The 26429-nt window shown below is 69.5% G+C and carries 24 protein-coding genes; 10 read left to right on the forward strand and 14 right to left on the reverse strand.

Going from position 1 to position 26429, the window contains the following annotated elements; translation table 11 throughout:
* Positions 1–111 precede the first annotated feature (111 nt).
* The 5 genes from FGX59_RS12020 to FGX59_RS12040 all read right to left on the reverse strand — a co-directional run bounded on the left by FGX59_RS12020 (position 112) and on the right by FGX59_RS12040 (position 4249).
* A complete protein-coding gene (locus FGX59_RS12020; RefSeq protein WP_138466776.1) occupies positions 112–774 on the reverse strand; it encodes a phosphoribosylanthranilate isomerase in 663 nt (220 codons plus the stop codon).
* 4 nt (positions 775–778) lie between these two features.
* On the reverse strand, positions 779–1147 hold the full coding sequence (locus FGX59_RS12025) for a LapA family protein (RefSeq protein WP_138466777.1): 369 nt from the start codon (positions 1145–1147) through the stop codon (positions 779–781).
* Between the two features lie 15 nt (positions 1148–1162).
* Positions 1163–1450 carry an integration host factor subunit beta gene (ihfB, locus tag FGX59_RS12030; protein WP_138466778.1) on the reverse strand — a complete coding sequence of 96 codons (288 nt, stop codon included), beginning with the start codon at positions 1448–1450 and terminating at the stop codon, positions 1163–1165.
* 249 nt (positions 1451–1699) lie between these two features.
* Positions 1700–3400: a 30S ribosomal protein S1 gene (rpsA, locus tag FGX59_RS12035; RefSeq protein WP_138466779.1), complete on the reverse strand. Its 1701-nt coding sequence runs from the start codon at positions 3398–3400 to the stop codon at positions 1700–1702.
* A gap of 219 nt (positions 3401–3619) precedes the next feature.
* Complete coding sequence (locus FGX59_RS12040) at positions 3620–4249, reverse strand: nitroreductase family protein (protein ID WP_171060621.1); 630 nt, start codon at positions 4247–4249, stop codon at positions 3620–3622.
* 214 nt (positions 4250–4463) lie between these two features.
* Here FGX59_RS12040 and queC point away from each other — a divergent pair, with 214 nt between their 5' ends.
* Genes queC through queE form a run of 3 tightly spaced genes read left to right on the forward strand, consistent with a single transcriptional unit; the run spans position 4464 to position 6222 of the window.
* Positions 4464–5165: a 7-cyano-7-deazaguanine synthase QueC gene (gene queC / locus FGX59_RS12045; protein WP_138466781.1), complete on the forward strand. Its 702-nt coding sequence runs from the start codon at positions 4464–4466 to the stop codon at positions 5163–5165.
* Positions 5165–5518, forward strand: coding sequence for a 6-carboxytetrahydropterin synthase (locus FGX59_RS12050; RefSeq protein ID WP_138466782.1), 354 nt, complete (start codon positions 5165–5167; stop codon positions 5516–5518). Before queC ends, FGX59_RS12050 begins: the two co-directional genes overlap by 1 nt.
* Complete coding sequence (queE, locus tag FGX59_RS12055) at positions 5515–6222, forward strand: 7-carboxy-7-deazaguanine synthase QueE (protein ID WP_138466783.1); 708 nt, start codon at positions 5515–5517, stop codon at positions 6220–6222. The genes FGX59_RS12050 and queE overlap by 4 nt, the downstream gene beginning before the upstream one ends.
* Positions 6223–6236: 14 nt before the next feature.
* On the opposite strand, the gene FGX59_RS12060 is transcribed toward queE, so the two are convergent.
* The 3 genes from FGX59_RS12060 to trmB form a co-directional block, all read right to left on the reverse strand.
* Complete coding sequence (locus FGX59_RS12060; protein WP_138466784.1) at positions 6237–6848, reverse strand: d(CMP) kinase; 612 nt, start codon at positions 6846–6848, stop codon at positions 6237–6239.
* 455 nt (positions 6849–7303) lie between these two features.
* Positions 7304–8647 (reverse strand): 3-phosphoshikimate 1-carboxyvinyltransferase, encoded by a 1344-nt coding sequence (gene aroA, locus FGX59_RS12065; protein ID WP_138466785.1) that lies wholly within the window; start codon positions 8645–8647, stop codon positions 7304–7306.
* A 34-nt stretch (positions 8648–8681) separates the two neighbouring features.
* Positions 8682–9398, reverse strand: a complete 717-nt coding sequence (gene trmB, locus FGX59_RS12070; protein ID WP_171060629.1) for a tRNA (guanosine(46)-N7)-methyltransferase TrmB — start codon at positions 9396–9398, stop codon at positions 8682–8684.
* A 287-nt stretch (positions 9399–9685) separates the two neighbouring features.
* On the opposite strand from trmB, the gene FGX59_RS12075 reads away from it, so the two are divergent.
* Positions 9686–10156 carry a hypothetical protein gene (locus FGX59_RS12075; protein WP_138466787.1) on the forward strand — a complete coding sequence of 157 codons (471 nt, stop codon included), beginning with the start codon at positions 9686–9688 and terminating at the stop codon, positions 10154–10156.
* A gap of 69 nt (positions 10157–10225) precedes the next feature.
* Here FGX59_RS12075 and FGX59_RS12080 read toward each other — a convergent pair whose 3' ends face one another.
* Complete coding sequence (locus FGX59_RS12080) at positions 10226–10720, reverse strand: hypothetical protein (RefSeq protein WP_138466788.1); 495 nt, start codon at positions 10718–10720, stop codon at positions 10226–10228.
* A 102-nt stretch (positions 10721–10822) separates the two neighbouring features.
* On the opposite strand from FGX59_RS12080, the gene FGX59_RS12085 reads away from it, so the two are divergent.
* Positions 10823–12037, forward strand: coding sequence for a hypothetical protein (locus FGX59_RS12085; protein ID WP_138466789.1), 1215 nt, complete (start codon positions 10823–10825; stop codon positions 12035–12037).
* A 63-nt stretch (positions 12038–12100) separates the two neighbouring features.
* Here FGX59_RS12085 and pgi read toward each other — a convergent pair whose 3' ends face one another.
* Genes pgi through zwf form a run of 3 tightly spaced genes read right to left on the reverse strand, consistent with a single transcriptional unit; the run spans position 12101 to position 15837 of the window.
* Positions 12101–13711: a glucose-6-phosphate isomerase gene (gene pgi, locus FGX59_RS12090; protein WP_138466790.1), complete on the reverse strand. Its 1611-nt coding sequence runs from the start codon at positions 13709–13711 to the stop codon at positions 12101–12103.
* Positions 13712–13723: 12 nt separating this feature from the next.
* Positions 13724–14389 carry a 6-phosphogluconolactonase gene (gene pgl / locus FGX59_RS12095; RefSeq protein ID WP_138466791.1) on the reverse strand — a complete coding sequence of 222 codons (666 nt, stop codon included), beginning with the start codon at positions 14387–14389 and terminating at the stop codon, positions 13724–13726.
* On the reverse strand, positions 14386–15837 hold the full coding sequence (gene zwf / locus FGX59_RS12100; protein ID WP_138466792.1) for a glucose-6-phosphate dehydrogenase: 1452 nt from the start codon (positions 15835–15837) through the stop codon (positions 14386–14388). The genes pgl and zwf overlap by 4 nt, the downstream gene beginning before the upstream one ends.
* Positions 15838–15979: 142 nt before the next feature.
* On the opposite strand from zwf, the gene FGX59_RS12105 reads away from it, so the two are divergent.
* The gene (locus tag FGX59_RS12105) at positions 15980–16939 is read left to right on the forward strand and encodes a radical SAM protein (RefSeq protein WP_138466793.1); all 960 of its coding nucleotides are present in this window, start codon (positions 15980–15982) and stop codon (positions 16937–16939) included.
* Positions 16940–17004: 65 nt separating this feature from the next.
* On the forward strand, positions 17005–19053 hold the full coding sequence (locus tag FGX59_RS12110) for a tetratricopeptide repeat protein (RefSeq protein WP_138466794.1): 2049 nt from the start codon (positions 17005–17007) through the stop codon (positions 19051–19053).
* Here the strand turns inward: FGX59_RS12110 and FGX59_RS12115 are convergent.
* Positions 19050–20087 (reverse strand): hypothetical protein, encoded by a 1038-nt coding sequence (locus FGX59_RS12115; protein WP_138466795.1) that lies wholly within the window; start codon positions 20085–20087, stop codon positions 19050–19052. The genes FGX59_RS12110 and FGX59_RS12115 overlap by 4 nt on opposite strands.
* Positions 20088–20236: 149 nt before the next feature.
* Between FGX59_RS12115 and FGX59_RS12120 the strand changes: the two genes are divergently transcribed.
* Complete coding sequence (locus FGX59_RS12120) at positions 20237–21526, forward strand: O-acetylhomoserine aminocarboxypropyltransferase/cysteine synthase family protein (protein ID WP_138466796.1); 1290 nt, start codon at positions 20237–20239, stop codon at positions 21524–21526.
* A 43-nt stretch (positions 21527–21569) separates the two neighbouring features.
* On the opposite strand, the gene FGX59_RS12125 is transcribed toward FGX59_RS12120, so the two are convergent.
* The gene (locus FGX59_RS12125) at positions 21570–22265 is read right to left on the reverse strand and encodes an SIMPL domain-containing protein (RefSeq protein ID WP_138466797.1); all 696 of its coding nucleotides are present in this window, start codon (positions 22263–22265) and stop codon (positions 21570–21572) included.
* 122 nt (positions 22266–22387) lie between these two features.
* Between FGX59_RS12125 and FGX59_RS37555 the strand changes: the two genes are divergently transcribed.
* Together FGX59_RS37555 and FGX59_RS12130 are read left to right on the forward strand one after the other, a co-directional pair.
* Positions 22388–24397, forward strand: a complete 2010-nt coding sequence (locus tag FGX59_RS37555; protein WP_171060622.1) for a hypothetical protein — start codon at positions 22388–22390, stop codon at positions 24395–24397.
* A gap of 101 nt (positions 24398–24498) precedes the next feature.
* The gene (locus FGX59_RS12130; RefSeq protein ID WP_138466798.1) at positions 24499–26427 is read left to right on the forward strand and encodes a cation:proton antiporter; all 1929 of its coding nucleotides are present in this window, start codon (positions 24499–24501) and stop codon (positions 26425–26427) included.
* The last annotated feature ends 2 nt before the right edge of the window (positions 26428–26429 follow it).

A 26429-nucleotide genomic window follows, 5' to 3' on the forward strand; every position in this document is an offset into this window, starting at 1 on the left:
ATTGTCCCCGCCCCCCGGGAGGCCGGAGCCTCCCGGGACGCGCGGACCGGACCGGGGCGAAAAGCGCCCCGAAGCGGGCCCCCAAGGGGGCCCTTCCGCGTCGCGGAGACCTCAGCGCAGGATCGGCACCGGATCGACGGAGACCTGGGCCGCCGCGATGAAACGCGCGACCTTCTCCGCGTCCTTGATCCCGGGCGCGCTTTCCACCCCCGAGGAGACATCGACATTGGGCGCGCCCGTCAGGGTCACCGCCTCGGCCACGCTGTCCGGCGTCAGCCCGCCCGCCAGCATCCAGGGCCGGGCAAAGCGCTTGCCCGCCAGCAGGCGCCAGTCGAAGGCCAGGCCGTTGCCGCCCGGCAGGACCGCGTCCTTCGGCGCCTTGGCGTCGAGCAGGAACATGTCCGCCACGCCGTTGTAGCGCGCCACCCCGGCGACATCATCGGCCGTGGCGATGCCGAGCGCCTTCATCACCGGCATCTGGAAGCGCTCCTTCACGGCGGCCACTCGCTCGGGGCTTTCGCGGCCATGGAGCTGCAGCAGGTCGAGCGGCACGGCCGCGGTGATCGCCGCCAGCGCGTCGTCATCGGCATCGACCGTCAGCGCCACCTTGCACACGCCCGCGGGCACGGCAGCGGCCAGCGCCGCCGCCTGGTCGAGCGAGACGCAGCGCGGGGATTTCGCGAAGAACACGAAACCGACAAAGGCGGCCCCTGCCCGGGTCGCCGCCTCCACCTGGTCGCGGGCCGTCAGCCCGCAGATTTTCACGCCTGTCATCGGTTCAGCGCGCCGGCGCGGTTTCCTCGACCATCACGAGCACCGGGTCCTTGCCGGCATTCTCGCGGGCCTTCATCTTCTTCACCTCGGCCTGCAGCTCCGCCTTGGACTGGCGGCCCTTGACGGCCTCGTGGCGGTGCTTGTACTCGCGCAACCATTCCCAGAAGAAGCCGAGCACGAGGCCCAGCACCAGGAAGCCGATGGCGACGCCCCAGAGCGGCACCGAGACCGGCCCCATCAGGGCGTTGAGCCCGATGAAGCTCTCCAGCGTCTCCGGCAGGATCACCAGCTCGACGATCTGGCGGTTGGCATAGAAGATGGTGATCAGCGGGATCGCGATGAGGATCGCGATGGCAATCTTGACGTAACGCATGGTTCTGGCCCGGTCCTATTCTTCCTCGTCGTTCAGGCGGTCGCGCAGCAACTTGCCCGTCTTGAAGAATGGCACGTGCTTCTCCTCCACCTCAACCGCCTCGCCAGTGCGGGGATTGCGGCCAATTCTCGCGTCGCGCTTCTTGACCGAGAAGGCGCCGAAACCGCGCAGTTCAACGCGGTCGCCGCGGGCCATCGCCTCGATGATCTCCTCGAAGATCGTGTTCACGATTTTCTCGACGTCGCGCTGATACAGGTGCGGGTTTTCGTCGGCTATTTTCTGGATCAGTTCCGACCGGATCATCAAGGCCCTCCTCAGCGCTGCCCTTGTCTGTGCGAACCTACAGGGAAATCTCCACACGCAGGAAGGGTTTTCTCTCGTAATCCACAGAAATGGCAAGAGAAATGCACGCAGCCGGCCAGAAATTCGCGCTTCGGCCCGTGCCGCGCCGCGGCATCGGGTGCACAGGCACCGCCCATCTGCCCGAATCGCAGGCAAGAAAAAAGGCGGCCCCCGGAGGGACCGCCCTGAATTCGCCACTGACCGGATGGATCAGTTGTCGCCGCCCTTCAGCGCGGCGCCCAGGATGTCGCCGAGCGATGCGCCGGAGTCGGAGGAACCGTACTGTTCGACGGCTTCCTTCTCTTCGGCGATCTCGCGGGCCTTGATCGACAGACCCAGGCGGCGCGAGCGCGCGTCGATATTGGTGACGCGGACATCGACCTTGTCGCCGACCTGGAAGCGCTCGGGGCGCTGCTCGGCACGGTCGCGGCTGAGGTCGGAGCGGCGGATGAAGGACTTCATGCCTTCGTATTCCACTTCGATCCCGCCATCTTCGATCGCGGTGACGTTCACGGTGATGATCGCGCCGCGCTTGACGCCGTCAATCGCCTCGGCGAACGGATCGCCGCCCAGGGCCTTGACGGAGAGCGAGATGCGCTCCTTGTCGGTGTCCACCTCGGTGACCACGGCCTTGACCAGGTCGCCCTTGCGGTAGTTGCCGATGACATCCTCGCCGCGGCCTTCCCAGGTCAGGTCGGAGAGGTGCACCATGCCGTCGATCTCGTCGTCGAGACCGATGAACAGGCCGAACTCGGTGATGTTCTTGACTTCGCCTTCGACCTCGGTGCCCACCGGATGCTTCTCTTCGAAGACTTCCCACGGGTTGCGCATGGTCTGCTTCAGGCCGAGAGAGACACGGCGCTTGGCGGAGTCGATCTCCAGCACCATGACTTCCACTTCCTGCGAGGTGGAGACGATCTTGCCGGGATGCACGTTCTTCTTGGTCCAGGACATTTCCGAGACGTGAACGAGACCCTCGACGCCCGGCTCCAGCTCGACGAACGCGCCGTAGTCGGTGATGTTGGTGACGCGGCCGGTATGGACGGTCTCCAGCGGGTACTTCTGCTCCACCGAATCCCACGGATCGGCCATCAGCTGCTTCATGCCGAGGCTGATGCGGTGGGTTTCCTTGTTGATCTTGATGACCTGGACCTTCACGGTCTCGCCGATCGACAGGATCTCCGAGGGGTGGTTGACGCGGCGCCATGCCATGTCGGTGACGTGCAGCAGGCCGTCAACGCCGCCGAGATCGACGAACGCGCCGTATTCGGTGATGTTCTTGACGACACCGTCGACTGCATCGCCTTCGGACAGCTTGCCGATGACTTCGGCGCGCTGCTCGGCGCGGGACTCTTCGAGGATCGCACGGCGCGACACCACGATGTTGCCGCGGCGGCGGTCCATCTTGAGGATCTGGAACGGCTGCTTGAGACCCATGAGCGGGCCTGCGTCGCGCACCGGGCGGACATCGACCTGCGAGCCCGGCAGGAACGCGACCGCGCCGCCGAGATCGACGGTGAAGCCGCCCTTGACGCGGTTGAAGATGGCGCCTTCGACGCGCTTCTCTTCGGCATAGGCTTTTTCGAGACGGTCCCAGGCTTCCTCGCGGCGGGCCATCTCGCGCGAGATCACGGCTTCGCCGCGCGCGTTCTCGACCTGGCGCAGGTAGACTTCGACCTCGTCACCGATGGTGATGTCGGGAGCCTCGCCGGGATTCGCGAATTCTTTGAGATCGACCCGGCCTTCCATCTTGTAGCCCACGTCGATGATTGCCTGGCCGGCTTCGATTGCCAGCACGCGGCCCTTGACGACGTTGCCTTCGGTCGGGGTCTCGAGTTCGAAGCTTTCGTTAAGGAGGGCTTCGAATTCCTCCATGGATGCGTTCGCCATGTGGCTCCGGTTTTCCTTCATGTCATGTTGCTGGCCGAGCGGTTGTCTCCGCCGGTCTTAGGATTGGTCTGTCGCGTCTGGAACGGAGGGCCACACATAAACAAAACGGGCCGGAGCTTTCCCCGACCCTGCCCGCGTCCCGGCTCTGACGGCCTTCGACGCTGCGCCATATAGAGGCAAATTCGCGCAATGGCAAGCACGGGCGGCGCGAAACCCGCCGCCCGGCCCCGCCATGGCCCGTCAGGCGATGACGGTGAACAGCTCGTCGGCCGGCTTGCGCACCTTGGCCATGCCCTGCAGCCAGTCGCCTTCCTCGGCGCGCACGCCCAGCGGCAGCAGCGTGACCGAGCGCAGGCCCTTCTCGCGCAGGCCGAGAATCTCGTCGACCTTGGCGGGATCGAAGCCCTCCATCGGGGTCGAGTCGACCTCCAGCTCGGCGGCGGCGGCCAGCGCGAAGCCGAAGGCGATATAGGCCTGGCGCGCGGCGTGGTCGTGGTTCACTTCTTCGGTGCGCGGCAGGTACATGCCCTTGAGGCGTTCGTAATAGGCGGCCAGCGTCTCGGAGGCGCCGCGCGCCTTCTGGGTCTGCTCCAGCACCGCGTCGATGCGCTCGGCCGTGTAGTTGTCCCAGGCGGCGAAGACCAGCAGGTGCGACCCCTCGGTGATCTGCGGCTGGCCGAAGGAGGCCTCGCGGATCTTCTCGCGCAGCGCGGGATTGGTGACCACGAAGACCTCGAAGGGCTGCACGCCCGAGGAGGTCGGCGCGAAGCGGATCGCCTCGAGGATCTTCTCGACCTTCTCTTCCGGAACGGACCGGGTCGGATCCATCTTCTTTACGGCATAGCGCCAGTTGAGCTTGTCCAGCATCACTTGAACTCCTGACAGGACGGGACCGGCCGCGAGTCGGCCGGTGTTGCCGACAAGCTAGGTGCCGCAGTGCAGCGATTGCAACCTGCCCTGGCGCACAGCCGGGTTGCGCCCAGGAGAGACCTGCGCGCCGCCCATGGACATCCGCGCGCCGGGAAACTAGGCAGGGCGCCACCCGGTCGCAGCCTACCCGGGCAACAAAACAAGGACTGACACCATGAAGACGACCCTGGTCTGCTACGGCGGACTCGATTCCGTGTCGCTCGCGCATGTGCTGCATGCCGCGGGCGATCTTTCCCGCCTTGTCTCCTTCGATTACGGCCAGCGCCACCGCAAGGAGCTCGACAGCGCCGCCGCCTGCGCGGCGCGGCTCGGCGTGCCGCATCACGTCATCGACCTGCGCGGCGTCGGCGCCGCGCTGACCGGCTCGGCGCTGACCGACGATCTCGACGTCCCCGACGGGCACTATGCCGAGGAGACGATGCGGATCACCGTCGTGCCGAACCGCAACGCGATCATGCTGGCCATCGCCTACGGGATCGCCGCGGCCAATGGCGACGAGGCCGTGGCGACCGCCGTGCATGGCGGCGACCATTTCATCTATCCCGACTGCCGCCCGGCCTTCACGCAGGCCTTCGACGCGATGCAGCGCGCCGCGCTCGACGGCTATGCCGAGGTGGCGCTGTCGACGCCCTTCGTCCACCGCTCGAAGGCCGATATCGTCGCCGCGGGCGCCGCGGCCGGGACGCCCTTCGCCGAGACCTGGTCCTGCTACAAGGGCGGCGCGCGGCATTGCGGGCGCTGCGGCACCTGCGTCGAGCGGCAGGAGGCCTTCGCCCTGGCCGGCGTCGCCGATCCGACGGAATACGAGGATCCGGACTACTGGCGGGCGGCCGTCGCGGCGCGGGAGGACGGCTGATGTACCGCATCTCGAAAGAATTCGCCTTCTCCGCCTCGCACTGCCTGTCGCATCTGCCGGAGGGGCACCAATGCGCGCGGCTGCATGGACACAACTATGTCGTCGTGGTGGAGCTGGCCGCGGCCGGGCTGAATGCCGACGGCTTCGTGCGCGACTACCACGAGCTTAAGCCGCTGAAGGACTATATAGACGCCGCCTTCGACCACCGGCACCTGAACGACGTTCTGGACGTGCCCTCGACCGCCGAGAACCTGGCGCGGCATTTCCATGACTGGGCGAAGGCGCGCTGGCCGGAAGTGTCCGCGGTGAAGGTCTCGGAGACGCCGAAGACCTGGGCGGAGTACCGGCCGTGACCCTGCGCATCTCGGAAATTTTCGGCCCCACGATCCAGGGCGAGGGCGCGCTGATCGGCGAGCCCACGGTCTTCGTGCGGGCCGGCGGCTGCGATTTCCGCTGTTCCTGGTGCGACAGCCTGCATGCGGTGGAGAGCCGCTTCCGCCATGACTGGGCGGTGATGGAGACCGGCGAGATCTGGGCCGAGATCGAGCGGCTCTCGGGCGGGCTCCCGCTGACCGTCTCGCTTTCGGGCGGCAACCCGGCGATCCAGGATTTCGGCCCGCTGATCACGCAGGGCCGCGCGGCGGGCTACCGCTTCGCCTGCGAGACCCAGGGCTCCGTCGCCCGGCCCTGGTTCGCCGGTCTCGACATGCTCGTGCTGAGCCCGAAGCCGCCCTCCAGCGGCGAGACCACGGACTGGGACGCCTTCGCCGACTGCCTGGCGATGGCAGGCGACGGGCCGCAGGTGGTGATGAAGATCGTCATTTTCGACGACGTCGACCTGGCCTGGGCGCGGGCGGCGGCCGACCGGCACCCGGAGCTGCCGCTCTACCTGCAGCCGGGCAATCCCGAAAGCGACCCGTCGGTGGCGGTCGACCAGGAGAAGGCGACCGCGCGGCTCGACTGGCTCGTGGCCGAGGTTCTGGGCACGGGCTGGTTCCGGCCGCGGATCTTGCCGCAGCTGCATGTGCTGCTCTGGGGCAACAAGCGGGGCGTCTGACGCCCCGCAGCCGGTCAGACCGCCATCTTGGCGATCACCGCCGCGCCGGCCATCTCGATCGCTTCCTCGATGGTCAGCTCCGACGTGTCGAGCAGCAGCGCATCCGCCGAGGCGGTCATCGGCGCCGTGTCGCGGCCGGCATCGCGCATGTCGCGGGCGCGCAGATCGGCCAGCACCGCCTCGATGGTCAGCGACGGGTCCTTCTGCGACAGCTCGGCATGGCGCCGCTTCGCCCGCACGTCATCCGTGGCGGTGACGAAGAGCTTCACCTCCGCCTCCGGGCAGATCACCGTGCCGATATCGCGCCCGTCAAGCACCGCCCCGCCCTCGCGCCGGGCAAAGTTCTTCTGGAAGTCGAGCAGCGCCGAGCGCACTTTCGGCATCGCCGCCACGCGCGAGGCGACCTGCCCGACCTCGGCCGTGCGCAGCCCCTCGGCACGCAGATCCGCCGATTGCAGCGCCAGCGCCGCGGTCAGCGCGTCCTCGCCCGCCATCACCCGCCGCGCGGTGGCGCGGTAGAGCAGGCCGGTATCGAGATGGCCGAAGCCGAACTGCGCCGCCAGCGAGCGGGCAATCGTTCCTTTACCGGCCGCGGCCGGACCGTCGATGGCAACGGTGAATTTCATCGCGCTTCCCCGCAATTTCGCTTTCAGCCTCCCTATCCAAGCCGCCTGCCCCTGACAACCGCGCCGCCACGCCGGAGCGGGAAAATCGACGGCACCGCCGGCACCTGGGCGGAGATGCGCCCGCCGCGCGCGCGGCCGGGGGCCCGGCCCGCATGTGGCCCCTGTCGCGCGACGGCCTCCCCCCCGGGTCACGACCGGAAAGAGGCGCGAAGCCTCCGGCGCCCTCTTTGCCAGCGGCCCCTTCCCTGCAAGCGGGCCCGCGGCGAGGACCGCCCCCGGGGACCTGCCGACGCGCGGCAGAGCTCGGCCGAACGGCCCGCCTGCCCTGCGGAGCCGCGGCAGGCTACAAAGCGGGGATCCGGCAACGAGAGATGCCTGCTGGAAAGACTACCGCGCGGAGGCACACCGTCACGACGGCCCGCCGGGACCAGCTATCGCGGCAGCCGGCGGCGGGGCTAGGCGCGCTGCAGATCGGCGCCGAGGCCGATCATCAGGGGAACGAAATCCGGGAAGGAGGTGGCGACCGGCCCGGCATCGTCGACCGTCACCGGCTGCCGCGCCGCCATGCCGAGGCAGAGGAAGCTCATCGCGATCCGGTGGTCGAGCCGCGCCGCCGCGGTCGCCCCGCCCGGCACGCCGCCCGGGCCCATGCCATGGACCGTCAGCATGTCCTCGTCCTCTTCGACGCGCACGCCCATCGCCTCGAGCCCGCGGGCCATGGCGTCGATCCGGTCGCTTTCCTTCAGCCGCAGCTCGCGGATGCCGCGCATCACCGTGGCGCCTTCGGCATTCGCCGCCAGCACCGCCAGCACCGGGTATTCGTCGATCATCGAAGCTGCGCGCGCGGGCGGCACCTCGACGCCCGAAAGCACCGAGTGGCGGACCCGCAGATCGGCGACTGGCTCGCCGCCCTCGACGCGCAGGTTGCCGCGCTCCAGATCGGCGCCCATCTCGGCCAGCGTCTCGTAGAACCCGGCCCGCGCCGGGTTCAGCCCGATCCCCGGCACCAGGATCTCCGAGTCGGGCACCAGCAGCGCGGCCGCCACCGGGAAGGCGGCGGAGCTCGGGTCGCGCGGCACGGCAAGGGAGCGGTGCCCGAGCTCGGGCCGCCCGGTCAGCGTTATGACATGGCCCTCGGGCGTGACCTCGGTCGTGATCTCGGCACCGAACTCCGCCAGCATCCGCTCGGTATGGTCGCGGGTCGCGACCGTCTCGATCACCACGGTCCGGCCCGGCGCGTTCAGCCCGGCCAGCAGCATCGCGGATTTCACCTGTGCCGAAGGCACCGGCGTCGCGTAGCGCACCGGCAGCGGATCGGCCGCGCCCGCGAGCGTCATCGGCAGCCGTCCCCCGGACCGGCCGAAGGCGCGCGCGCCGAAAAGCGCCAGCGGCTCCGTCACCCGCGCCATCGGCCGCGCCCTGAGCGAGGCGTCGCCGGTGAAGGTCGCCGTGATCGGAGAGGTCGCCATCGCCCCCATGACGAGCCGCGCGCCGGTGCCGGAATTGCCGCAGTCGATCACCTCGGCGGGCTCGGCGAAGCCGCCGACACCGACGCCATGGACCGACCAGTTGCCCGCGCCGTGGCGGATCACCTCCGCGCCGAAGGCCTGCATCGCCCGCGCGGTGTCGAGCACGTCCTGCCCTTCGAGCAGCCCGGCGATCTTCGTCTCTCCCACCGCCAGCGCGCCGAGGATCAGCGCGCGGTGCGAGACCGACTTGTCCCCCGGCACGAAGGCCGTGCCGCGCAGCGGGCCGCTGGCGCGCGAGGTCATCGGGGTGGCGGAGCCGTGGGAGGCCATCGGGTCGTCTCCTGGTCGCGGGCCGCGGCGCGGCCTAGAGGCGGCGGAAGGTCAGGTAGTGCGGGGTGCGCCCCTCGCGCAGCGCCTTCTGCTCGTAGCGGGTCGAGATCCAGTCGTCCCAGGGCTGGCGCCAGTCATCGGGCCCCTCGGCCAGCCATTCGAAGGCCGGATCGGGCATCAGCTCTTCCAGCGTCTGGCGGACATAGTCGGGAATGTCGGTCGCCACGCGGAAGATCGCGCCCGGCTTCAGCACGCGCGCCAGCGGGTCGAGATAGTCGCGGGTGACGAAACGGCGGCGGTGGTGCCGCTTCTTCGGCCAGGGATCGGGATAGAGCAGGAAGGCGCGGCTGATCGAGGCATCCGGCAGCACGTCGAAGAGATCGCGCACGTCGCCGGGATGCACGGCGAGGTTTTCCACCCCCGCCTGGCGGACCTTGCCCAGCAGCATCGCCACGCCGTTGATATAGGGCTCGCAGCCGATGAAGCCGGCCTCCGGATGCAGCGCCGCCTGGTGCACCATGTGCTCGCCGCCGCCGAAGCCGATTTCCAGCCAGACCGGCTTGCCGCCGAAATGCGCCGCCGGGTCGAAGACCTGCCGCTCGTCATTGTCGCGCCGCGAGATGCCCGGCAGCGCCAGCTCCTCGAGGTCGTCCTCGAGATAGCCCTTCTGGCTGTCGCGCAGATGCTTGCCCTGGCGCCGCCCGTAGAAGTTGCGCCAGCCGCCCTTCGGTATGCTCTGATCCTGTCCCATGGCGCGCGGGATGCGGCAGGGGCGCGCGAAGGTCAAGACGGAATGCATCTCCTGCCGCGCCTGCGGGAGCGCGCGCAATGCCGGAGATCGTTTCCGCCTGCAAGCCAATTCACGTCTGTTTGTTGTGCAGTTTTGCACATCATGCGGAGCGATCCGGACAGTTTTGATCCTCAGTGCAGGAGCCTAAATCCCCCTCATCCGAGGCGGCCACTGGTGCCGCCGAGATGAGCGCCCCTCCCGGCGCAGAGATGCACGCGCCCGTCCCGGCGCAGAGAAAGGAAAGACCCATGATCAATAAATTTGCCTTTGCCGCCTTCGCCCTCGCCGCTTCCGGTGCCGCCGTTGCCGCGCAGGCCAATGACCAGCTCGCCCGTTCGCTGGGGATCGACACCGGCGCCTATAGCAGCACCCAGCTGGTGCAGCTGCGCAAAGCCCTGGAAGAAGGCGACAGCCAGCGCGTGTCCTACATCGTCGATGGCCCGGCCATGGGCGGCGTGACCGCCTCCGACCAGCTGGCAGCCAGCCTGAATGTCGAGCCCGGCACCTACACCGCCGCCGAGCTGGTCGCCCTGAAAGGCGCTGTCGAGGATGACAACGTCTCCCGCGCCGCCTATGTCACCGGCGCCAACCAGGTGACCTCGCGCGACAGCGCAACCGCCGGCAGCCAGCTGTCCCGCTCGCTGGGCGCCACCTCCGATGCAGGCACCGCCGCTCTGGCCGCTGCCTATCTCGAGGAAACCGGCCGCGGCGACGACTGATCCGGAACACCTCTCCAATGGTGGAAAGCGCCCCCTCGCGGGGCGCTTTTTCCGTATCTGCCGCCCCGTTCACGGCACCGTGGCGAAGCGCGCCGGATAGGCGCGCGCGAACCAGCTGACCGCGGCGGGGCTGCGCAGGAGCACGCAGCGCGGCGTTCCCCGCCCGTGGCAGGCCGCGGCCAGCCGCAAGGCCGGCGCCGGGTCGTAGCTCCGCGCCGCCTGCCAGTCCGTGTCCCTTTCCCCGTGCAGGACACGCTGCCGCGCCAGCCGCCAGAGGCGCCGCTCGACCGGCAGGTCGATCGCCACGACCAGATGGCCGCGCGCCGCCAGATGCGGCCAGGCGGCGGGCGCGGCCGTGGCGATGATCCAGTCCGGACGGCGCGCCGCCTCGAGCGCGGCGGCGATCTGCGCCCCCGCCTCCGGCCCCTCGCCCGGCACGCCGGGCGCCACGACCGGCAGGCCAGACATCCCGGCGATCTCCGCCGCCAGCGTGCGGCGGCCCGATCCGGGACCGCCGATCACCAGGATCCGCCGCACCGCGACGGGCTGCCTGCCCGGAGCCATCCGCGCCTCCTTCGCTGCCTCCTCTTGACCTCGGTCAAGGTACATCTCCGGCGCGGCAGCCCATACACATTTCATGATGTGAATATGAATGGAGCCGGAGCCATGGCAAGATCCCTCTCTCGCGCCGCCGACCGCTACTCGCCTCTCTACTTCCTCGCCTCGCTCGGGGCCGGCGGGCTGGCCGTCACCTTCTTCATGTACCTGATGTTCTGGGTGCCGCATCCGGGCCAGCCGGTGCCGGTCTTCGAAGATCTGGCGCAGGTCCTCGCCACCGGACCGGCCTGGCTGCGCGCCGCGACCGTGATCGCGGCCAGCGGCATCGCCCTTCTGGCCGTGGCGAATCTGTGGCTGCTCTTCTGGAACCTCGCCCGCTACCGCCGCTTCGCCGCCGCGCCGGGCTTCGCCGCCTTCCGCGCCTCGAATGCCGAGACGCAGATCCTCGCCATGCCGCTGGCCATCGCGATGTCCGTCAATGCGGGCTTCATCCTCGGGCTGGTCTTCGTGCCGGGGCTCTGGCGCGTGGTCGAGTACCTCTTCCCGGCCGCGCTGCTGGCCTTCGGCCTGACCGGCTGGCTGGCGCTGGCCCAGGCCGGGCGGTTCCTGCGCCGGGTGCTGACCCGGCCCGGCAGCTTCGACATCGAGGCCAACGGCTCCTTCGCGCAGATGATGCCGGCCTTCGCCTTCGCCATGGTGGCGGTGGGCTTCTCCGCCGCCGCGGCGATGAGCCAGGTGCCGCTGACCGTGGGCGCCGCGCTGGTCGGATCGACCTTCTTCGCCATGGCCGCCGCGATCTGGGCGGGGGCCGCGGCGGTGATCGCCCTGCCCGCGATGCTGCGCAACGGCGTCGCCCCCGAATCGGCGCCGACGCTGATGGTGGTGATCCCGATCCTCACCGTGCTCGGCATCATGATGATCCGCCAGGATCACGGGCTGCACGCCACCTTTGACGGCCATGTCGCCAAGGTGGAGACGCTGATGATGCTCTCGAAGATCCTCTCGGCGCAGATCCTCGCCGGGATGGCCGGTCTGGCAGTGCTGCGGGCACAGGGCTACGGCGCGCGGTTCCTCTGGGGCGGCACGCCCTCGGCCGGGGCCTTCGCGCTGATCTGCCCGGGCGTGGCGCTGTCGGTGATGCTGCAATTCTGGATCGGCAAGGGGCTGGTCGCGACCGGGCTCGTCGCCAGGTTCTCCCCCGCCTTCTGGGGGCTGACCGGGATCGCGCTGGCGCTGCAGGCGGCCATGCTGGCGCTGATGGCCTATCTCGCCTGGCAGCATTTCGCGCGGCACCGCCCGGCGGTGGAACTTCCCGCGGAATGAGCCGCGACGCAAAAAGGCCCGGAGCGCACGCCCCGGGCCTTTCCGCACTCCCTGACGGGCCGCTCAGCCGTGGCTGCGGATGTAGTCCACCAGCATCGCGGTCGAGCCGTCCTTGTCTTCCGTCCCGGTCTCGCCCGCCAGCACCGGCCCCAGCGCCTTGGCGAGCTCCTTGCCGAGCTCCACGCCCCACTGGTCGAAGCTGTTGATGCCGAGGATCACGCCCTCGACGAAGACCCGGTGCTCGTAGAGCGCGATGATCTGGCCGAGGATCCCGGGGGTGAGCTGCGGATAGACCAGCATGGTCGAGGGCCGGTTGCCCGGAAAGACCCGGTGGGCGGCCTGCCGCTCCAGCTCGTCGCCCTCGAAGCCCGCCTTCTCCATCAGCCCGCGCGCGACCTCCATCGGGCGGCCAAGGAGCAGCGCCTCCGCCTGGGCGAGGCAGTTGCCGACCAGCAGCTGGTGGTGATGCGCCAGCTCGGGCTCGTGGCCCTTCGCGGCGACCATGAATTCGCAGGGCACGACGCCGGTGCCCTGGTGGATCAGCTGGTAGAAGGCGTGCTGGCCGTTGGTGCCGGGCTCGCCCCAGACGATCGGGCCGGTGACAGTGACCGGGGCAGAGCCGTCCATGCAGACCGACTTGCCGTTCGATTCCATCTCGAGCTGCTGCAGATAGGCCGGCAGCCGCGCCAGGCGCTGGTCATAGGGCAGCACCGCGCGGCTGGGATAGCCGCAGACCTGGTGGTGCCAGATGCCGACCAGCGACAGCAGGACCGGCAGGTTCTCGGCCAGCGGCGCGCTGCGGAAATGCGCGTCCATCTCCGCCCCGCCCTTCAGGAAGGCGCGGAAATCGTCGGCGCCGATGCCGATCATCAGGCTCAGCCCGATCGGCCCCCACATCGAATAGCGCCCGCCGACCCAGTCGGCGAAGCCGAAGACGCGGCTGGCGTCGATGCCGAAGGCGGCGGTCTTCTCGGCCGAGGTCGAGACGGCGGCGAATTGCGCGGCCGGATCCGTGACCGACTTGCCCATCCAGGCCTTGGCGGTCTCGGCATTGGTCATGGTCTCGATCGTGGTGAAGGTCTTCGAGGAGACAATCACCAGCGTCGTTTCCGGATCGAGCTCCGCCAGCGTCTCGGCGATCTGCGCGCCGTCGACATTCGAGACGAAATGCAGCTTCGGCCCGTCGGCATAGGGCGACAGCGCCAGCGCCGCCATGGCGGGTCCGAGATCCGAGCCGCCGATGCCGATATTGACCACATCGGTGATCTTGCCGCCCTGCCCCTGGAAGACGCCCGAGCGGACATCCTCGGCAAAGGCCGCGCAGCGCGCCAGCGTCGCGCGCACGTCGGGCATGACGTCCTCGCCGTCGACGATCACCGAAGCATCGAGGTTGCGCAGCGCGGTATGCAGCACCGCGCGGCCCTCGGTATCGTTGATCTTCTCGCCCGCGAACATCGCCTCGCGCCGCGCCTCGACGCCGCGATCCGCGGCCAGCCCGGCCAGCAGGCCCAGCGCCTCCGCGTCGATCGAGGTCTTGGAATAGTCGAACAGCATCTCGCCGAGCCGGGCGGAAAAGCCCTGCGCGCGGCCGGGATCGGCGGCGAAAAGATCGGCGATCCGGCTGCCTGCGGTCGCGGCGCGATGGGCCGCCAGCTTCTGCCAAAACTCAGACATGGTATTCTACTCTCACTCTGCCCAGTGGATGGTGGCGTCGCCGAGCACAGTACGGATCGGCGCGTCTTTCGCATCGTGGAGCTTTGCCGCAGTCTCCAGCGCCGCGCGCTTCTCGGCGCCGGTGATCAGCACATGGATCGACATCGCCGATTTCAGCGCCCGCCCCGAGAGCGTCACCCGCGGCTCCAGCCCGTCCTGCGGCGTCATCGTCACCACCGCGGGCGCGTCGGGCGCCAGCGCCGCCTCGAGCTCGGGCGCGCCGGGAAAGAGCGAGGCGGTGTGCATGTCCGCCCCCATGCCCAGAAGCAGCAGGTTCAGCGGCAGATGCGCCTCGACCTCCTGCTGCAGCGCCTCGAGCTGCACCGCCGGGTCGATGGCGAAGGAGACGAATTTCGCCGCCGCGGCCTTGCCGGTCAGCAGCCGCTCGCGGATCAGCCGGGTGTTCGAGCGCTCGGAGCTTTCCGGCACGCAGCGCTCGTCGCCGAGCATCACGGTGACATTCTCCCAGTCGAGATCGACATCGCAGAGATTGTCGAAGACCGGCCCGGGCGTCGATCCGCCCGGCACCGCCAGCGTCGCCGTGCCGTTCGAGGCCAGCGCGGCGCGCAGCTCGCCGGCCATCATGTTGGCGACGTCGATCATCATCATTTCCCGGTCGGGATAGGTGACGAGGTTCATCCCTTGATCTCCCTCCAGCTCCGCCCCGAGCGGTGCAGCAGCGCCAGCGACTGGTCGGGGCCCGAGCTGCCCGGCTCGTAGGGGATCGGGCGGTCGTGCTTCTCTTCCCATTCCTGCAGGATCGGGTCGGTCCAGGCCCAGGCGGCCTCCACCTCGTCGCCGCGCATGAAGAGCGTCTGGTTGCCGCGGATCACGTCCATAATCAGCCGTTCATAGGCGTCGCTGCCTGCCGCCTCCTGGCCGAAGCGCTCGGCGAAGGTCATGTCGAGCGGCACGTCGATCAGCCGCATGCCGCCCGGGCCCGGCTCCTTGATGGTGACGCGCAGGTCCATGCCCTCGTTCGGCTGCAGCCGGATGACCAGCTGGTTCGGCATGCCGCCGGCATCGGCGTCGAAGATCGAATGCGGCGTCGCCTGGAAGGTGATGACGATCTCCGACACCCGCGCCTTCATCCGCTTGCCGGTGCGCACGAAGAAGGGCGTGCCCTTCCAGCGCCAGTTGGAGATCGACAGCTGCATGGCGATGAAGCTCTCGGTCATCGAGCCGGGATTCTCCACGTCGTCGAGATAGCTCGGCGTGTCCGGCCCGGCGGCGTACTGGCCGCGCACGGTATGTTCGCGCAGCGCCGGGTCGAGCGCGCGGATCACCTTCAGCTTCTCGTCGCGCACCGCGTCCGGATCCATCTTCGCGGGCGGTTCCATGGCGATCAGGCAGATCAGCTGCATGATGTGGTTCTGCACCATGTCGCGCATCGCGCCGGAATGGTCGTAGTAGCTGCCGCGGCCGCCGACGCCCACGGTCTCGGCCACGGTGATCTGGACGTTGTCGATGTACTGGTGGTTCCAGAGCGGCTCGAAGAGGATGTTGCCGAAGCGCACCGCCATCAGGTTCTGGACCGTCTCCTTGCCCAGGTAGTGGTCGATCCGGTAGATCTGGTCTTCCTCGAAATGCTCCGCCAGCGAGGCGTTGAGCGCCCGGGCCGAGGCGAGGTCGTGGCCGAAGGGCTTCTCCACCACGATGCGGCTGTCGCGCAGCGCCAGCCCGTGGGTCCGCAGCCGCTCGGCGATGTCGCCGAAAAGCGAGGGGCTGACCGAGAAGTAGAAGGCGCGCACGACATTCTCGCGCAGCTTCGGCTTCATCTCGTCCCAGCCGCCCTCGCCCTTGGCGTCGACGCTCTGGAAATCGAGCCGGTCGAGGAAGCTGGCGACATCCGACGGACGGCAGTCCGAGGGCGACAGGAATTCGTGCAGCGCGGCACGCACGAAGTCGCGGTAGCCGCCCGCGTCCATGTCGCCGCGCGCGGCGCCGATGATGCGCGCCTCGGGCGGCATCTGGCCGGTGACGAAGCGGCGGTAGAGACCCGGAAGGATCTTGCGCCGGGCAAGGTCCCCGGTCCCGCCGAAGATGACCAGGTCGAAATCCTCGACCGGAATAATGCGTGCTGCCATGATCCTGCCCCAGCTTCCTGCCCCGCATCACTGGCGGGGCGTCTTCAAATCGTCCCTGTTCACAGCTCCGACAGCGGAGCCCGCGATCCTTTGCCGATCCCCGCAGGCGGGATATGTTGCCCGGCAGACGACAGGGGGACCGATGAAAGACCATCCCGATCACGCCATGCCCGCCCTGGGCAACAAGTTCCGGCACCGGCATGTTACCGCTAAAGGAGAGACCCGCGCAACCGTGCCCCTCCGCGACCCGAAGACACTGTGGTTCAATACCGGCACGCTTTGCAACATCGCCTGCGCGAACTGCTACATCGAGAGCTCGCCCGTCAATGACCGCCTGGCCTACCTGTCGCCGGCCGAGGTCGAGGACTACCTGCGCCAGCTCGAGGCGCGGCGCTGGGGCGTGTCCGAGATCGGCTTCACCGGCGGCGAGCCCTTCATGAATCCCGGCATGATCGACATGGCGGAAGCGTCGCTGGCGCGCGGATACGAGGTGCTGATCCTGACCAATGCGATGCAGCCGATGATGCGGCCGCGGGTGCAGGAGGGTCTCCGGCGGCTGAACGCGGCCCATCCCGGCAGGATGACGCTGCGCGTCTCGCTCGACCATTACGGCGAGGCCCAGCACGATGCGGAACGCGGCGCCGGCAGCTATGCGCGGACGCTCGACGGGATGGACTGGCTGCGCGACGCGGGCATCGCGATGACGGTGGCCGGGCGCACCATCTGGGGCGAGACCGAGGCCGCGGCGCGCGAGGGCTTCGCCCGGCTCTTCGCGACGCGCCACTACGCCATCGACGCCGCCGATCCGGCCGCCTGCGTGCTCTTCCCCGAGATGGACGAGACCGTCGACGTTCCCGAGATCACGACCGCCTGCTGGGACATCCTCGGCAAGTCGCCGGACAGCGTGATGTGCGCCTCCTCCCGCATGGTGGTCAAGCGCAGAGGCGCCGCGCGCCCCGCGGTCCTGGCCTGCACGCTGCTGCCCTACGACCCGCAATTCGAGCTGGGCGAGACACTGGAGGAGGCCGAGGCCGACGTGGCCCTCAACCACCCCCATTGCGCCAAGTTCTGCGTGCTCGGCGGGGCCAGCTGCTCGGGCTGAGAAGCCGGGTTTGCATGCGGCCGGACGCCCGGTATTCCTTGACCATGTGTTGAGAATGATTGCCGATGCCCGACCTGCCCGAGCGCCTCTTGAATGCCGCCGACCTGCTGGTGCGGGTGCTGTCGGTCGCCGTCGATCCCACGGGGCTGAGCGCCGCCGGTCATGTGGTCGGCGGGATGATGAACCTGCGGACGGTGTTTTCACGCAAGGATGCTGCCGCGCCGCTGGCGGCGCAGATCGCGCAGGGCTTGCAGGCGCGCTTCGCCACCGGCGACTGGCCGGACGAAGCGGAGGTGCTGTTTCCGCAGATGCTGGAATCGGCGATGCCCGCTCCGTCGGACCTTGCCGCTGGGGACCTGAACGCCGGGCGGGTGCTGGATCGAATGGCCGCGCGGCTTGCAGACATGGATCCGGAGTTCCGCCGCGCGGGGATGATCGAGGGCTTCCGCCGCTGGCTCGAACCGGTTCTTGCCGGGCTGCTGGCTGACGCGACCTTTTCATCCGCACTTGCCCCGGTCATTGCGACGGAAGCGCTGAACCGGCTGACACGGATCGAGACGGCGCTCGCCCAGCTTGCGGCGCAATACGGCTCGGTCGGCGAGGCGCTCGACTCGGTCGGGGCGCTGGCAAGGGCGAGCGCCGACCAGTTGGAGGCGCTGGCGACCCGCTTCGGGATCGCCGATGCCTTCGAGCGGAGCTCCGGGGAGCTGCGCGAGCTGCTTGAACAGAAGGCCAAGGACTACCGCGCGCTCTTGCGGCAGGTGGAGGGTCTGGACGATCGGGTGGCGGCGATTGCGACCCTCAAGGGCGCGGCACAGGACGCGATCCGGCGCGGCGATCTGGAGGAGGTGGAGACGCTCCTGTGCCGCGTCGACGAGGTCGAGACCGAGATCGCGGCGGAAACCAAGCTGGCCCGCGCCGACAACGCCCTGCTACGCGGCCGGGTGGGGGAGGCCTACCGCATCCTCTCCGCCGCCGCCGACAGCTTTGGCAGCATTGATCCGGCCGAACCGGCACGGCGGCGGATCAACTACGGGAGCCAGCTCCGTGCGCACGGATTGCGCTATGGCGGGATGGGACTGGCCCACGCCATAGACATGTACAGGGCAGATCTGTGGCGGATCTCCCAGAAGGCACAGCCGCAGCTGAGAGCCGAGCTGCAGAACAATCTGGGCCTAGCCCTGCAGGACCTGGGCGGCCGCACCGCCGGAGAGCCGGGCACCGACATGCTGGCCGAGAGCGTCTCTGCCTTCCGCGACGCCCTCGCCGTCTTTACCGCGGACACCCAGCCGCTGAACTGGGCGATGGCCCAGAACAATCTCGGGATCGCGCTAGCGCAGCAGGGCAGACGCACGGCCGGCGATCCGGGGACGATCCTGTTTTCCGACAGCGCCAACGCCTGCCGAGAGGCCCTGACCGTCTACACGCGGGACGCGCACCCGCAGGACTGGGCCATGACCTTGAACACTCTCGGCCTTGCGCTTCAGGAACTGGGGCGGCGCACGGCCGGCGGGGCGGGCATCGATTTCCTTGCGGAAAGCGTCGCTGCATTTCAGGAGGCCCTCGCCATCTACACCGAGGACGCTCTGCCGCTGGAATGGGCCATGACCCAGAACAATCTTGGCGTCACTCTTGCCCAGCAGGGAAGACGCACGGCCGGAATGCGTGGCGTCGGGCTGCTTGCCGAGAGCACAGACGCCTATCAGAAGGCGCTCGCCATCCATACCCCGGATGCGCACCCGTTCGACTGGGCCATGACCCGGATGAATCTCGGCGCTGCCCTTCTGCAGCAGGGCATCCGCACCGCCGGAGAGGCCGGCACCAGCCTGCTGGACAGGAGCGTCGAGGCCTTTCGCAGCGCCCTCGCGATCTACACCCGGGAGGCAGAGCCGCTGCAATGGGCCACGACCCAGGAGAATATCGCGATAGCGGAGGAGGCTCTGGCCAGGCACGACGCCTGTACCGACCGCGCGGCGGCGCTGGCGCGCGCGCTGTCGGCGGTGGAGCGCGCGCTGGCCGTCTACGATCCGGTGCATCTGGGCTTCTACAACGAGAAGGCCAGCCGGCTAAGGCAGCAGATCCTCGACGTGCCCGGACGCGAGACGCCGGGCTAGAGCGCGAAGATCGCCGCCCAGCCGCCGAAGAGGAGCAGCGGGAAGACGTAGCGGGAGACGCGGTCGAGCCGCCGCGCGGCACGCTTGTCCGACGGCCGGCCCTCGCCGCCCTTGTTCACCTGCCAGGCGATCAGCGACTCCACCATCGACAGGAACACCAGCCCCACCGCCCAGATCAGCATCCGGTCCATCACCGTCAGGTAGCCCAGCGTCGGCAGCTGCCCGGCGATCGACAGCGAGAAGGCGATCGCCGTCAGCATCGCCGTGGCGCCCAGCCCGATGCGGAACTCGAACCGCTCCGGCGCGCCCCAGAAGATCGACCAGGACATCGCCACCACGAAGCTCAGGGGCAGCAGCACCCGGTAGATGTAGTAGGTCGCCTCGCGCTTGGCGGTGATCGTCAGCGACAGCACGCTGGCCGGGTGGTCGAGCGCGGCAAGGGAGCGGACCTCGGACGACAGCGCCGCCCCCTCGACATCCCAGCCCTCGACATTCAGCCGGTCGGCGATCCGGGGCGCGGCGTCCGCGGGCACCAGGACCAGCTGCTCCGGCGTCATGTCGGGGGCCAGAACGCGGATCTCGAAGGCCTGGCGGTCGAAGGGGAAGCGCTCCAGCCGGTGGTAGGAGGAGATCCAGCCGGTATAGCGCTGGATGTAGCGCACCCGGCCGTTCTTCCCGACCGAGACCTGATTGCGCGAGATCCGGAAGGCCTCGCGCAGCGAGGCGGAATTGCCCAGCATCACCGGCGGGAACCAGACGTCGCTGACCGCGAAACGGCAGCCGTCGAGCCCGTCGAGCCGTGGGTCGGTCCATTCCATCACCATGCGCAAATCGAGATCGACATTCTGGTCGGCATCGCTGACGCCGAGGAAATCCGCCACAGCGAAGGAGACCGCGACCTCGACCGGGCCGCTGCCCGGAAAGGGCGCCTCCTCGGTGCGCAGCTCGGGCAGCGCGCAGGCGGCGAAGGTCATGGCAGGCAGGCAGGAAAGCAGTAGGAAAAAGGCGCAGAACCGTCCGAATAGCCGCCGCATGATCTCCCCCCAAGCATCTGGACTGCCTCAGCTATCCACAAAGCCGGGGCGTCGCGCAATAGCGTTGCGCCCCCGCAGGTTGCGGCGCCAAATCCGTTGAGAAGCCCTGCCGGATCGCCTAAGCCTTGCAGCCAAGAGGGAGGACAGACATGACCGACGCACCCGACTACGGCTTCGACACGCTGCAGATCCATGCAGGCGCCGCGCCGGACCCGGCCACTGGCGCGATCCAGACGCCGATCTACCAGACCACCGCCTATGCCTTCCGCGATGCCGAGCATGCCGCGAAGCTCTTCAATCTCGAGGAGATCGGCTACATCTATTCGCGGCTGACGAATCCGACGGTCTCGGCGCTGGCAGCGCGGATCACCGCGCTCGAGGGCGGCGCAGGCGGCATCTGCTGCTCGTCGGGCCATGCGGCGCAGATCATGGCGCTGTTCCCGCTGATGGGACCGGGGCGCAACATCATCGCCTCCACCCGGCTCTATGGCGGCACGGTCACGCAGTTCAGCCAGACCATCCGCCGCTTCGGCTGGTCGGCGAAATTCGTCGATTTCGACGATCTCGACGCGCTCGAGCATGCCATCGACGGCGACACCCGCGCGATCTTCTGCGAGTCGATCGCCAATCCGGGCGGCTACATCACCGATCTCGACGCGGTCGCCGAGATCGCCGCCGGAGCGGGGCTGCCGCTGATCGTCGACAACACCTCGGCCACGCCCTATCTCTGCCGCCCGTTCGAGCATGGCGCGACCCTCGTCGTGCATTCCGCCACGAAGTACCTGACCGGCAACGGCACGGTGACCGGCGGCGCGGTGATCGACAGCGGCACCTTCGACTGGACGGCCTCGGACAAGTTCCCGTCGCTGTCGCAGCCCGAGCCCGCCTATCACGGGCTGACCTTCGCGGCGCTGGGGCCGATGGCCTACACGTTCCACTCCATCGCCATCGGCCTGCGCGACCTGGGCATGACGATGAACCCGCAGGGCGCGCATTACACGCTTTGCGGGATCGAGACGCTGAGCCTGCGGATGGAGCGCCATGTCGCCAATGCGAAGGCCGTGGCCGCGTGGCTGGAGAAGGATCCGCGGATCTCGCGGGTGACCTATGCCGGGCTGGAAAGCTCGCCCTGGCACGACCGGGTGGCGCGGATCTGCCCGAAGGGCGCGGGCGCGCTCTTCACCTTCGGGGTCAAGGGAGGCTACGAGGCCTGCGTCAAGCTGGTCGACAGCCTGAAGCTGTTCAGCCATGTCGCCAATCTCGGCGATACCCGGTCGCTGATCATCCATTCCGCCTCGACCACGCACCGCCAGCTTTCGGAGGCCCAGCAGGTCGCCGCGGGCGCAGCGCCCGACATGGTGCGGGTGTCGATCGGGATCGAGGACGTGCAGGACCTGATCGCCGATCTGGACCAGGCGCTGGCGATCGCCACCGCCTGAGGATGGTCGCGGCCGTCCCTCAGGGGGCGGCCGCGCGCCAGGGCTACTGCTCCAGCGCGAAGACGATGGTGATCTGCTCGCTCACCGTCAGGGCGCCCGGCGCCACCGGCACGCCGCCATCGGCCATGGCCAGCCGCGCGGCGAATTCGGGACGGGCGCCGCCGCCCCCGGCCTCGCCGATCGACAGGATCGGGCCGCGTTCCACCCCGGCCGCCTCGGCAATGAGCGCCGCGCGCGCCATCGCGTCGGCCACCGCGTCGCGGCGGGCGTCGTCGCGCGCCATCGACGGGTCCTGCAGCCCGAAGCTGAGCCCGCGGAAGCTGTTGGCGCCTTCGGACACCACCTGGTCGAGAATGCCGCCGAGTGCGTCGAGATCGCGCACCGTCACCCGCAGCGTGTTGCCCGCCTCGAAGCCCAGAAGCCGCGGCGGCCGGTTCACGTCGTCGCGCGCCCGCTCGTAGACCGGGTTCAGCGTCAGCCCCGCGGTCTGCACGTCCTCGGCCGCCACCCCGGCGCCCGAAAGCGCCTTCAGCACTGCCGCGATCCGCGCCGAGGCCTTGCCCATCGCCTCTTCCGCGCTGTCGCCCTGCTCTTCGACACCCAGCGTCACAGTGGCCATGTCGGGCAGCACCTGCACCTCGCCCTCGCCCGTCACGGTCAGCTCGCCTGCCGTCTCGGACCAGCCGATTGCGGGCAGCGCCATCGCGCCCGCCAGTGCAATCGCAAAGATCTGCCTCATTTTAACCGCCTCCCGGTAATTTCCGTCAATCCAGTGTTTACCGCATATAGTGTCGGGATATCTGGATATGCTATAGTCATGCAAAACCAAGACCTGCCGAAAAGCAGGTGAAGAGCGGAAACATGCAACCGAACCTGGCCCTGTCCCTGTCCACCGACGAGGTGGTGCTCTATGCCGGCCTTCCCGAAGGCTGGCAGCGTCTCGGCCGCGTCGCGATTGCCGAGCGCAATCTCGGCCTGCAGATGTCGGTGCTGCGGCGGATCGCGCAGAGCCATTGCGGCCCTGCGCCCTATGACACGCTGCTCTGCGTGCCCGCCGACCAGGTGCTCTGGACCCGGTTCGACCAGGACGGCGTCGGCGGCAGCCCGGCCGAGATCGACGCGCATATCCGCCGCTGCCTGGCCGATGCCACCCCCTATCCGCTCGAGGCGCTGCGCTTCGACTGGCGCCGCAGCGGCGCCGGGATCGATGTCGCGGTGATCGCGCAGGAGACGCTGGAAGAGGTCGAGGAATTCATCTCGGGCCACGGTTTCCGCCCGGCGGGCATCGCCGCCCTGGCCGAACCCGGCGCGGGCTTCGAGGGCACCGCCTGGTTCGGCCTGGCCGGGGCGCCCGCCGTGCCGGACGGGCGCGAGGTGATCGCCGCGCCGCATGCCGGGAACGCCATCGCGCTCGACAGCGCCCTGCCCGCCGCGCCCGCCGAGATGGCCGCGCCCCAGGCGCCGCCGCGCGCCCCGGCCGCGCCCGCCCCGGCGCCGCGCCGCTCGGCCGCCGCAACGGCCGCGCGCCATGGCCGCAAGCTTGCCGGCTACATCCTGCCGGGCCTCCTGACCGCCGGTCTGTGCACCGCGCTGGCGATGGCCGCCTTCTACCTGCCCGATGGCGGCATGCCCGATGCCGAGCTGGCCGCGCTGACCGCCCCTGCCGCCAACGACGCGGCCTTCGCCGCGGATGACGGGCTCGAGCTCGATGGAGAGGAGCCCGGCTCCGAAGCCGAGGCGCTGCTTTTCGACACCGCCCCCGCCGAACCGGACGCCGCCGCGGCGGCAGATGCCGCGCTTTCCGGCGATCCGCTGCCGGTCGAGGCCGCTCCCGGAAGCGGCGACGGGCTCGAGGGCAGCTTCGTCGCGGTCGCCCCGGTCTCCATCGCCCGGCTCGGCGGCTGGAGCGCCGACGACCTGGCCCAGCCCAGCGTCGACATCGTCGCGCAGCGCGACGCGCTGGCGCTGAACCAGCAGGAGGTCGAGCCGGCCCGGATCCTTCCGGTGGCGATGACGCCGCCGCCGCGGCCGGACCAGGACCGCAGCCAGACCGATGCCGCGGGCTTCGTGCGGCCGAGCGCGGCGGGCAACCCCGCCCCCGGCGGCTACCTGGTCAAGACCGGCACGCCGCCGCGCCTGCCCCTCGCCCGGCCCGCGCCCGATCCCGCGGACGAGCTGGTCACCCGGCTGGCCGATGCCGGCACCGCCTCCCCGGGCGAGCGGCCGCGCAAGCGTCCCGGCAACCTGCCCGAACAGGTGGAGCGCCAGCAGCTCGGCGGGCTGACCTCGAACGAGCTGTCGCGGCTGCGCCCGCGGCCGCGCTCGGGCGATGCCGCCGCGGTCGCCGTCGCGATCTTCGCCGCGCGCAATCCGGTGCCCCTGCCCGCGGTGCCCGAGATGCCCGCGCTGACCGCCTCGGACGACACGGCGCGCCCGGCGCCGCGGCCCGGCAACCTGCAGGACCGCGCCCATGCCGCCCAGGTCGCCATGGCGCGCGACGCCGCCCAGGCCGCTGCCGCCGCCTCGACCGCCGCCGTGCTGACCCGCCCGGCCGCCGCGGCCGCCCCGGCCCCGACCAAGACCGCCGCCCCGGCCGTCCGCGCGCCCGACACCGTCCCGGCCCAGGCGCCGGGCAATGTCGCGCGCCGCGCCACCGACGACAACGAGATGAACCTGCGCCGGGTGAACCTGCTCGGCACCTTCGGCAAGCCCGGCGCCCTGCGCGCGCTGGTGCGCATGCCCAACGGCAATGTCGTCAATGTCTCGGTCGGCGACCGGCTGGACGGCGGCAAGGTCGTGGCCATCGCCGAGGGCCAGCTGCGCTACCAGAGGAAGGGCCGCAACGAGGTCCTGAACATGCCCAGCGGCTAGGACCGCCCCGGCTGCCATCATGCCGCGGAGGCACGTTTTCCGGTCGCCCGGCGGCGCCCGTCGTCTATACCTGTTGCTGACCCCCTGATCCGGACCGCGCCATGGAAAGCTTCCTGTTTCAAGCCACGCTCTACCTGACAGCCGCGGTCATCGCCGTGCCGCTGGCAGCACGGCTGGGGCTGGGCTCGGTCCTGGGCTACCTGGCGGCCGGGCTCTGCATCGGGCCGCTCCTGGGGCTGGTCGGCAACGAGGTCGGCGAGCTGCAGCATTTCGCCGAATTCGGCGTCGTGATGATGCTGTTCCTGATCGGGCTGGAGCTAGAGCCGCGGGCGCTGTGGGACATGCGCCACCGGCTGCTCGGGCTCGGCGGGCTGCAGGTCGCGGGCTCGACGCTCCTGATCATGGGCGCGGGGCTGGCGCTCGGGTTCGGCTGGCGCGAGGCGCTGGCGATCGGCCTGGCCTTCTCGCTCTCCTCCACCGCGATCGTGCTGCAGACCCTGTCGGAAAAGGGGCTGATGCAGACCGCGGGGGGCCGCTCGAGCTTCTCGGTGCTGCTGACCCAGGACATCGCGGTGATCCCGATGCTGGCCTTCCTGCCGCTGCTGGCGCTGCCGGTGCTCGGCGCCGCCGATGGCAGCTTCACCATGGTCGGCGCGGGCGGCGGCGGCGGGGCGCTCGAGGACCTGGCCGCCAACGAGCATGCCGAGGCCCTGGCCGCGATGGTCGACCGGCTGCCGGGCTGGGGCGTGACCCTGGTCACGCTGGGGATCGTCGCCGGGATCATCCTGGCCGGGCTCTACCTGATCCGCCCGGTCTTCGCCTATATCCACAATGCCCGGCTGCGCGAGCTGAACACCGCGCTGGCGCTCTTGATCGTCATGGGCATCGCCTTCCTGATGAGCATCGTCGGCCTCTCTCCGGCGCTCGGCACCTTCCTGGCGGGCGTGGTCCTGGCCAGCTCGGAATTCCGCCACGAGCTCGAAAGCGACATCGCCCCGTTCAAGAGCCTGCTCCTGGGGCTCTTTTTCATCACCGTCGGCGCGGGCATCGATGTCGGCCAGCTCGCCGCCGAGCCGGTGCGGCTGATCGGGCTGACGCTTGCGGTCATGGCGCTGAAGGGGCTGGTGCTCTTCGCGCTCGCCTGGCTCTTCAAGCTGCGCCAGCGCGACCGCTGGCTCTTCACGCTGGGCCTCGCCCAGGCCGGGGAGTTCGGCTTCGTCCTGGTCGGCTTCGCGCTGCAGCAGCGGGTCATCCCCGGCAGCCTCGGTCCGACGCTCTTCCTCGTGATCGCGCTGTCGATGCTGCTGACGCCGCTCTTCTTCATCCTCTACGAATATGTCTCGAAGCGCCTCGCCGAGGCCGATGCCGAGGAGCAGGCCGCCGACGAGATCACCGAGCAGGGCCCGATCATCATCGCCGGGATCGGCCGCTTCGGCCAGGTGGTGAACCGGATGATCCAGATGTCGGGCTTCCGCGCGGTGGTGCTGGACCACGACCTCTCGACCATCCGGCTGATGCGCCGCTTCGGCTTCAAGAGCTTCCTCGGCGACCCGACCCGGCCCGAGCTGCTGCATGCCGCGGGCCTTGCCAAGGCGAAGGTGCTGGTCGTGGCGATGGACGACAAGGACGCCTCCACCCGGATCGTCGCCTATGCGAGGAAGGAGCGGCCCGACCTGCACATCGTCGCCCGCGCCTATGACCGGGTGCATGTCTACGAGCTCTACCGCGCCGGGGCCGACGACATCGTCCGCGAGATGTTCGACTCCAGCCTGCGCGCCGCGCGCTACGTTCTGGAGAACATGGGGCTGAGCGAATACGAGGCCGCCGAGGCCGAGCGCGCCTTCTACAAGCACGACCGCCACGCCATGCTGGAGCTGGCCGAGGTCTGGAAGCCGGGCATCTCGGTTGCCCAGAACGAGGCCTATGTCGAGCGCGCCAAGGAGCTGAACAAGGAGATGGAGACCGCCATGGTCACCACGCTCGGCGAGGAGATCGAAACCGCCGAGATGCGCCGCAGCGAAGGCGGCTGAGC

It is taken from the genome of Poseidonocella sp. HB161398, assembly GCF_005870025.1.
GTDB lineage: Bacteria > Pseudomonadota > Alphaproteobacteria > Rhodobacterales > Rhodobacteraceae > Mangrovicoccus.

What these genes read in the sequence shown, in the direction of transcription:
- FGX59_RS12020 (WP_138466776.1), bottom strand. Translation starts at nt 774, where the DNA reads ATGACAGGCGTGAAAATCTGCGGGCTGACGGCCCGCGACCAGGTGGAG.
- queC (WP_138466781.1), top strand. Translation starts at nt 4,464, where the DNA reads ATGAAGACGACCCTGGTCTGCTACGGCGGACTCGATTCCGTGTCGCTC.
- FGX59_RS12060 (WP_138466784.1), bottom strand. Translation starts at nt 6,848, where the DNA reads ATGAAATTCACCGTTGCCATCGACGGTCCGGCCGCGGCCGGTAAAGGA.
- FGX59_RS12115 (WP_138466795.1), bottom strand. Translation starts at nt 20,087, where the DNA reads ATGCGGCGGCTATTCGGACGGTTCTGCGCCTTTTTCCTACTGCTTTCC.
- zwf (WP_138466792.1), bottom strand. Translation starts at nt 15,837, where the DNA reads ATGGCAGCACGCATTATTCCGGTCGAGGATTTCGACCTGGTCATCTTC.
- FGX59_RS12125 (WP_138466797.1), bottom strand. Translation starts at nt 22,265, where the DNA reads ATGAGGCAGATCTTTGCGATTGCACTGGCGGGCGCGATGGCGCTGCCC.
- FGX59_RS12130 (WP_138466798.1), top strand. Translation starts at nt 24,499, where the DNA reads ATGGAAAGCTTCCTGTTTCAAGCCACGCTCTACCTGACAGCCGCGGTC.
- FGX59_RS12120 (WP_138466796.1), top strand. Translation starts at nt 20,237, where the DNA reads ATGACCGACGCACCCGACTACGGCTTCGACACGCTGCAGATCCATGCA.
- pgl (WP_138466791.1), bottom strand. Translation starts at nt 14,389, where the DNA reads ATGAACCTCGTCACCTATCCCGACCGGGAAATGATGATGATCGACGTC.
- FGX59_RS12025 (WP_138466777.1), bottom strand. Translation starts at nt 1,147, where the DNA reads ATGCGTTACGTCAAGATTGCCATCGCGATCCTCATCGCGATCCCGCTG.
- aroA (WP_138466785.1), bottom strand. Translation starts at nt 8,647, where the DNA reads ATGGCCTCCCACGGCTCCGCCACCCCGATGACCTCGCGCGCCAGCGGC.
- FGX59_RS12110 (WP_138466794.1), top strand. Translation starts at nt 17,005, where the DNA reads ATGCCCGACCTGCCCGAGCGCCTCTTGAATGCCGCCGACCTGCTGGTG.
- FGX59_RS12080 (WP_138466788.1), bottom strand. Translation starts at nt 10,720, where the DNA reads ATGGCTCCGGGCAGGCAGCCCGTCGCGGTGCGGCGGATCCTGGTGATC.
- ihfB (WP_138466778.1), bottom strand. Translation starts at nt 1,450, where the DNA reads ATGATCCGGTCGGAACTGATCCAGAAAATAGCCGACGAAAACCCGCAC.
- trmB (WP_171060629.1), bottom strand. Translation starts at nt 9,398, where the DNA reads ATGGGACAGGATCAGAGCATACCGAAGGGCGGCTGGCGCAACTTCTAC.
- rpsA (WP_138466779.1), bottom strand. Translation starts at nt 3,400, where the DNA reads ATGAAGGAAAACCGGAGCCACATGGCGAACGCATCCATGGAGGAATTC.
- FGX59_RS12105 (WP_138466793.1), top strand. Translation starts at nt 15,980, where the DNA reads ATGAAAGACCATCCCGATCACGCCATGCCCGCCCTGGGCAACAAGTTC.
- FGX59_RS12075 (WP_138466787.1), top strand. Translation starts at nt 9,686, where the DNA reads ATGATCAATAAATTTGCCTTTGCCGCCTTCGCCCTCGCCGCTTCCGGT.
- pgi (WP_138466790.1), bottom strand. Translation starts at nt 13,711, where the DNA reads ATGTCTGAGTTTTGGCAGAAGCTGGCGGCCCATCGCGCCGCGACCGCA.
- FGX59_RS37555 (WP_171060622.1), top strand. Translation starts at nt 22,388, where the DNA reads ATGCAACCGAACCTGGCCCTGTCCCTGTCCACCGACGAGGTGGTGCTC.
- FGX59_RS12050 (WP_138466782.1), top strand. Translation starts at nt 5,165, where the DNA reads ATGTACCGCATCTCGAAAGAATTCGCCTTCTCCGCCTCGCACTGCCTG.
- FGX59_RS12085 (WP_138466789.1), top strand. Translation starts at nt 10,823, where the DNA reads ATGGCAAGATCCCTCTCTCGCGCCGCCGACCGCTACTCGCCTCTCTAC.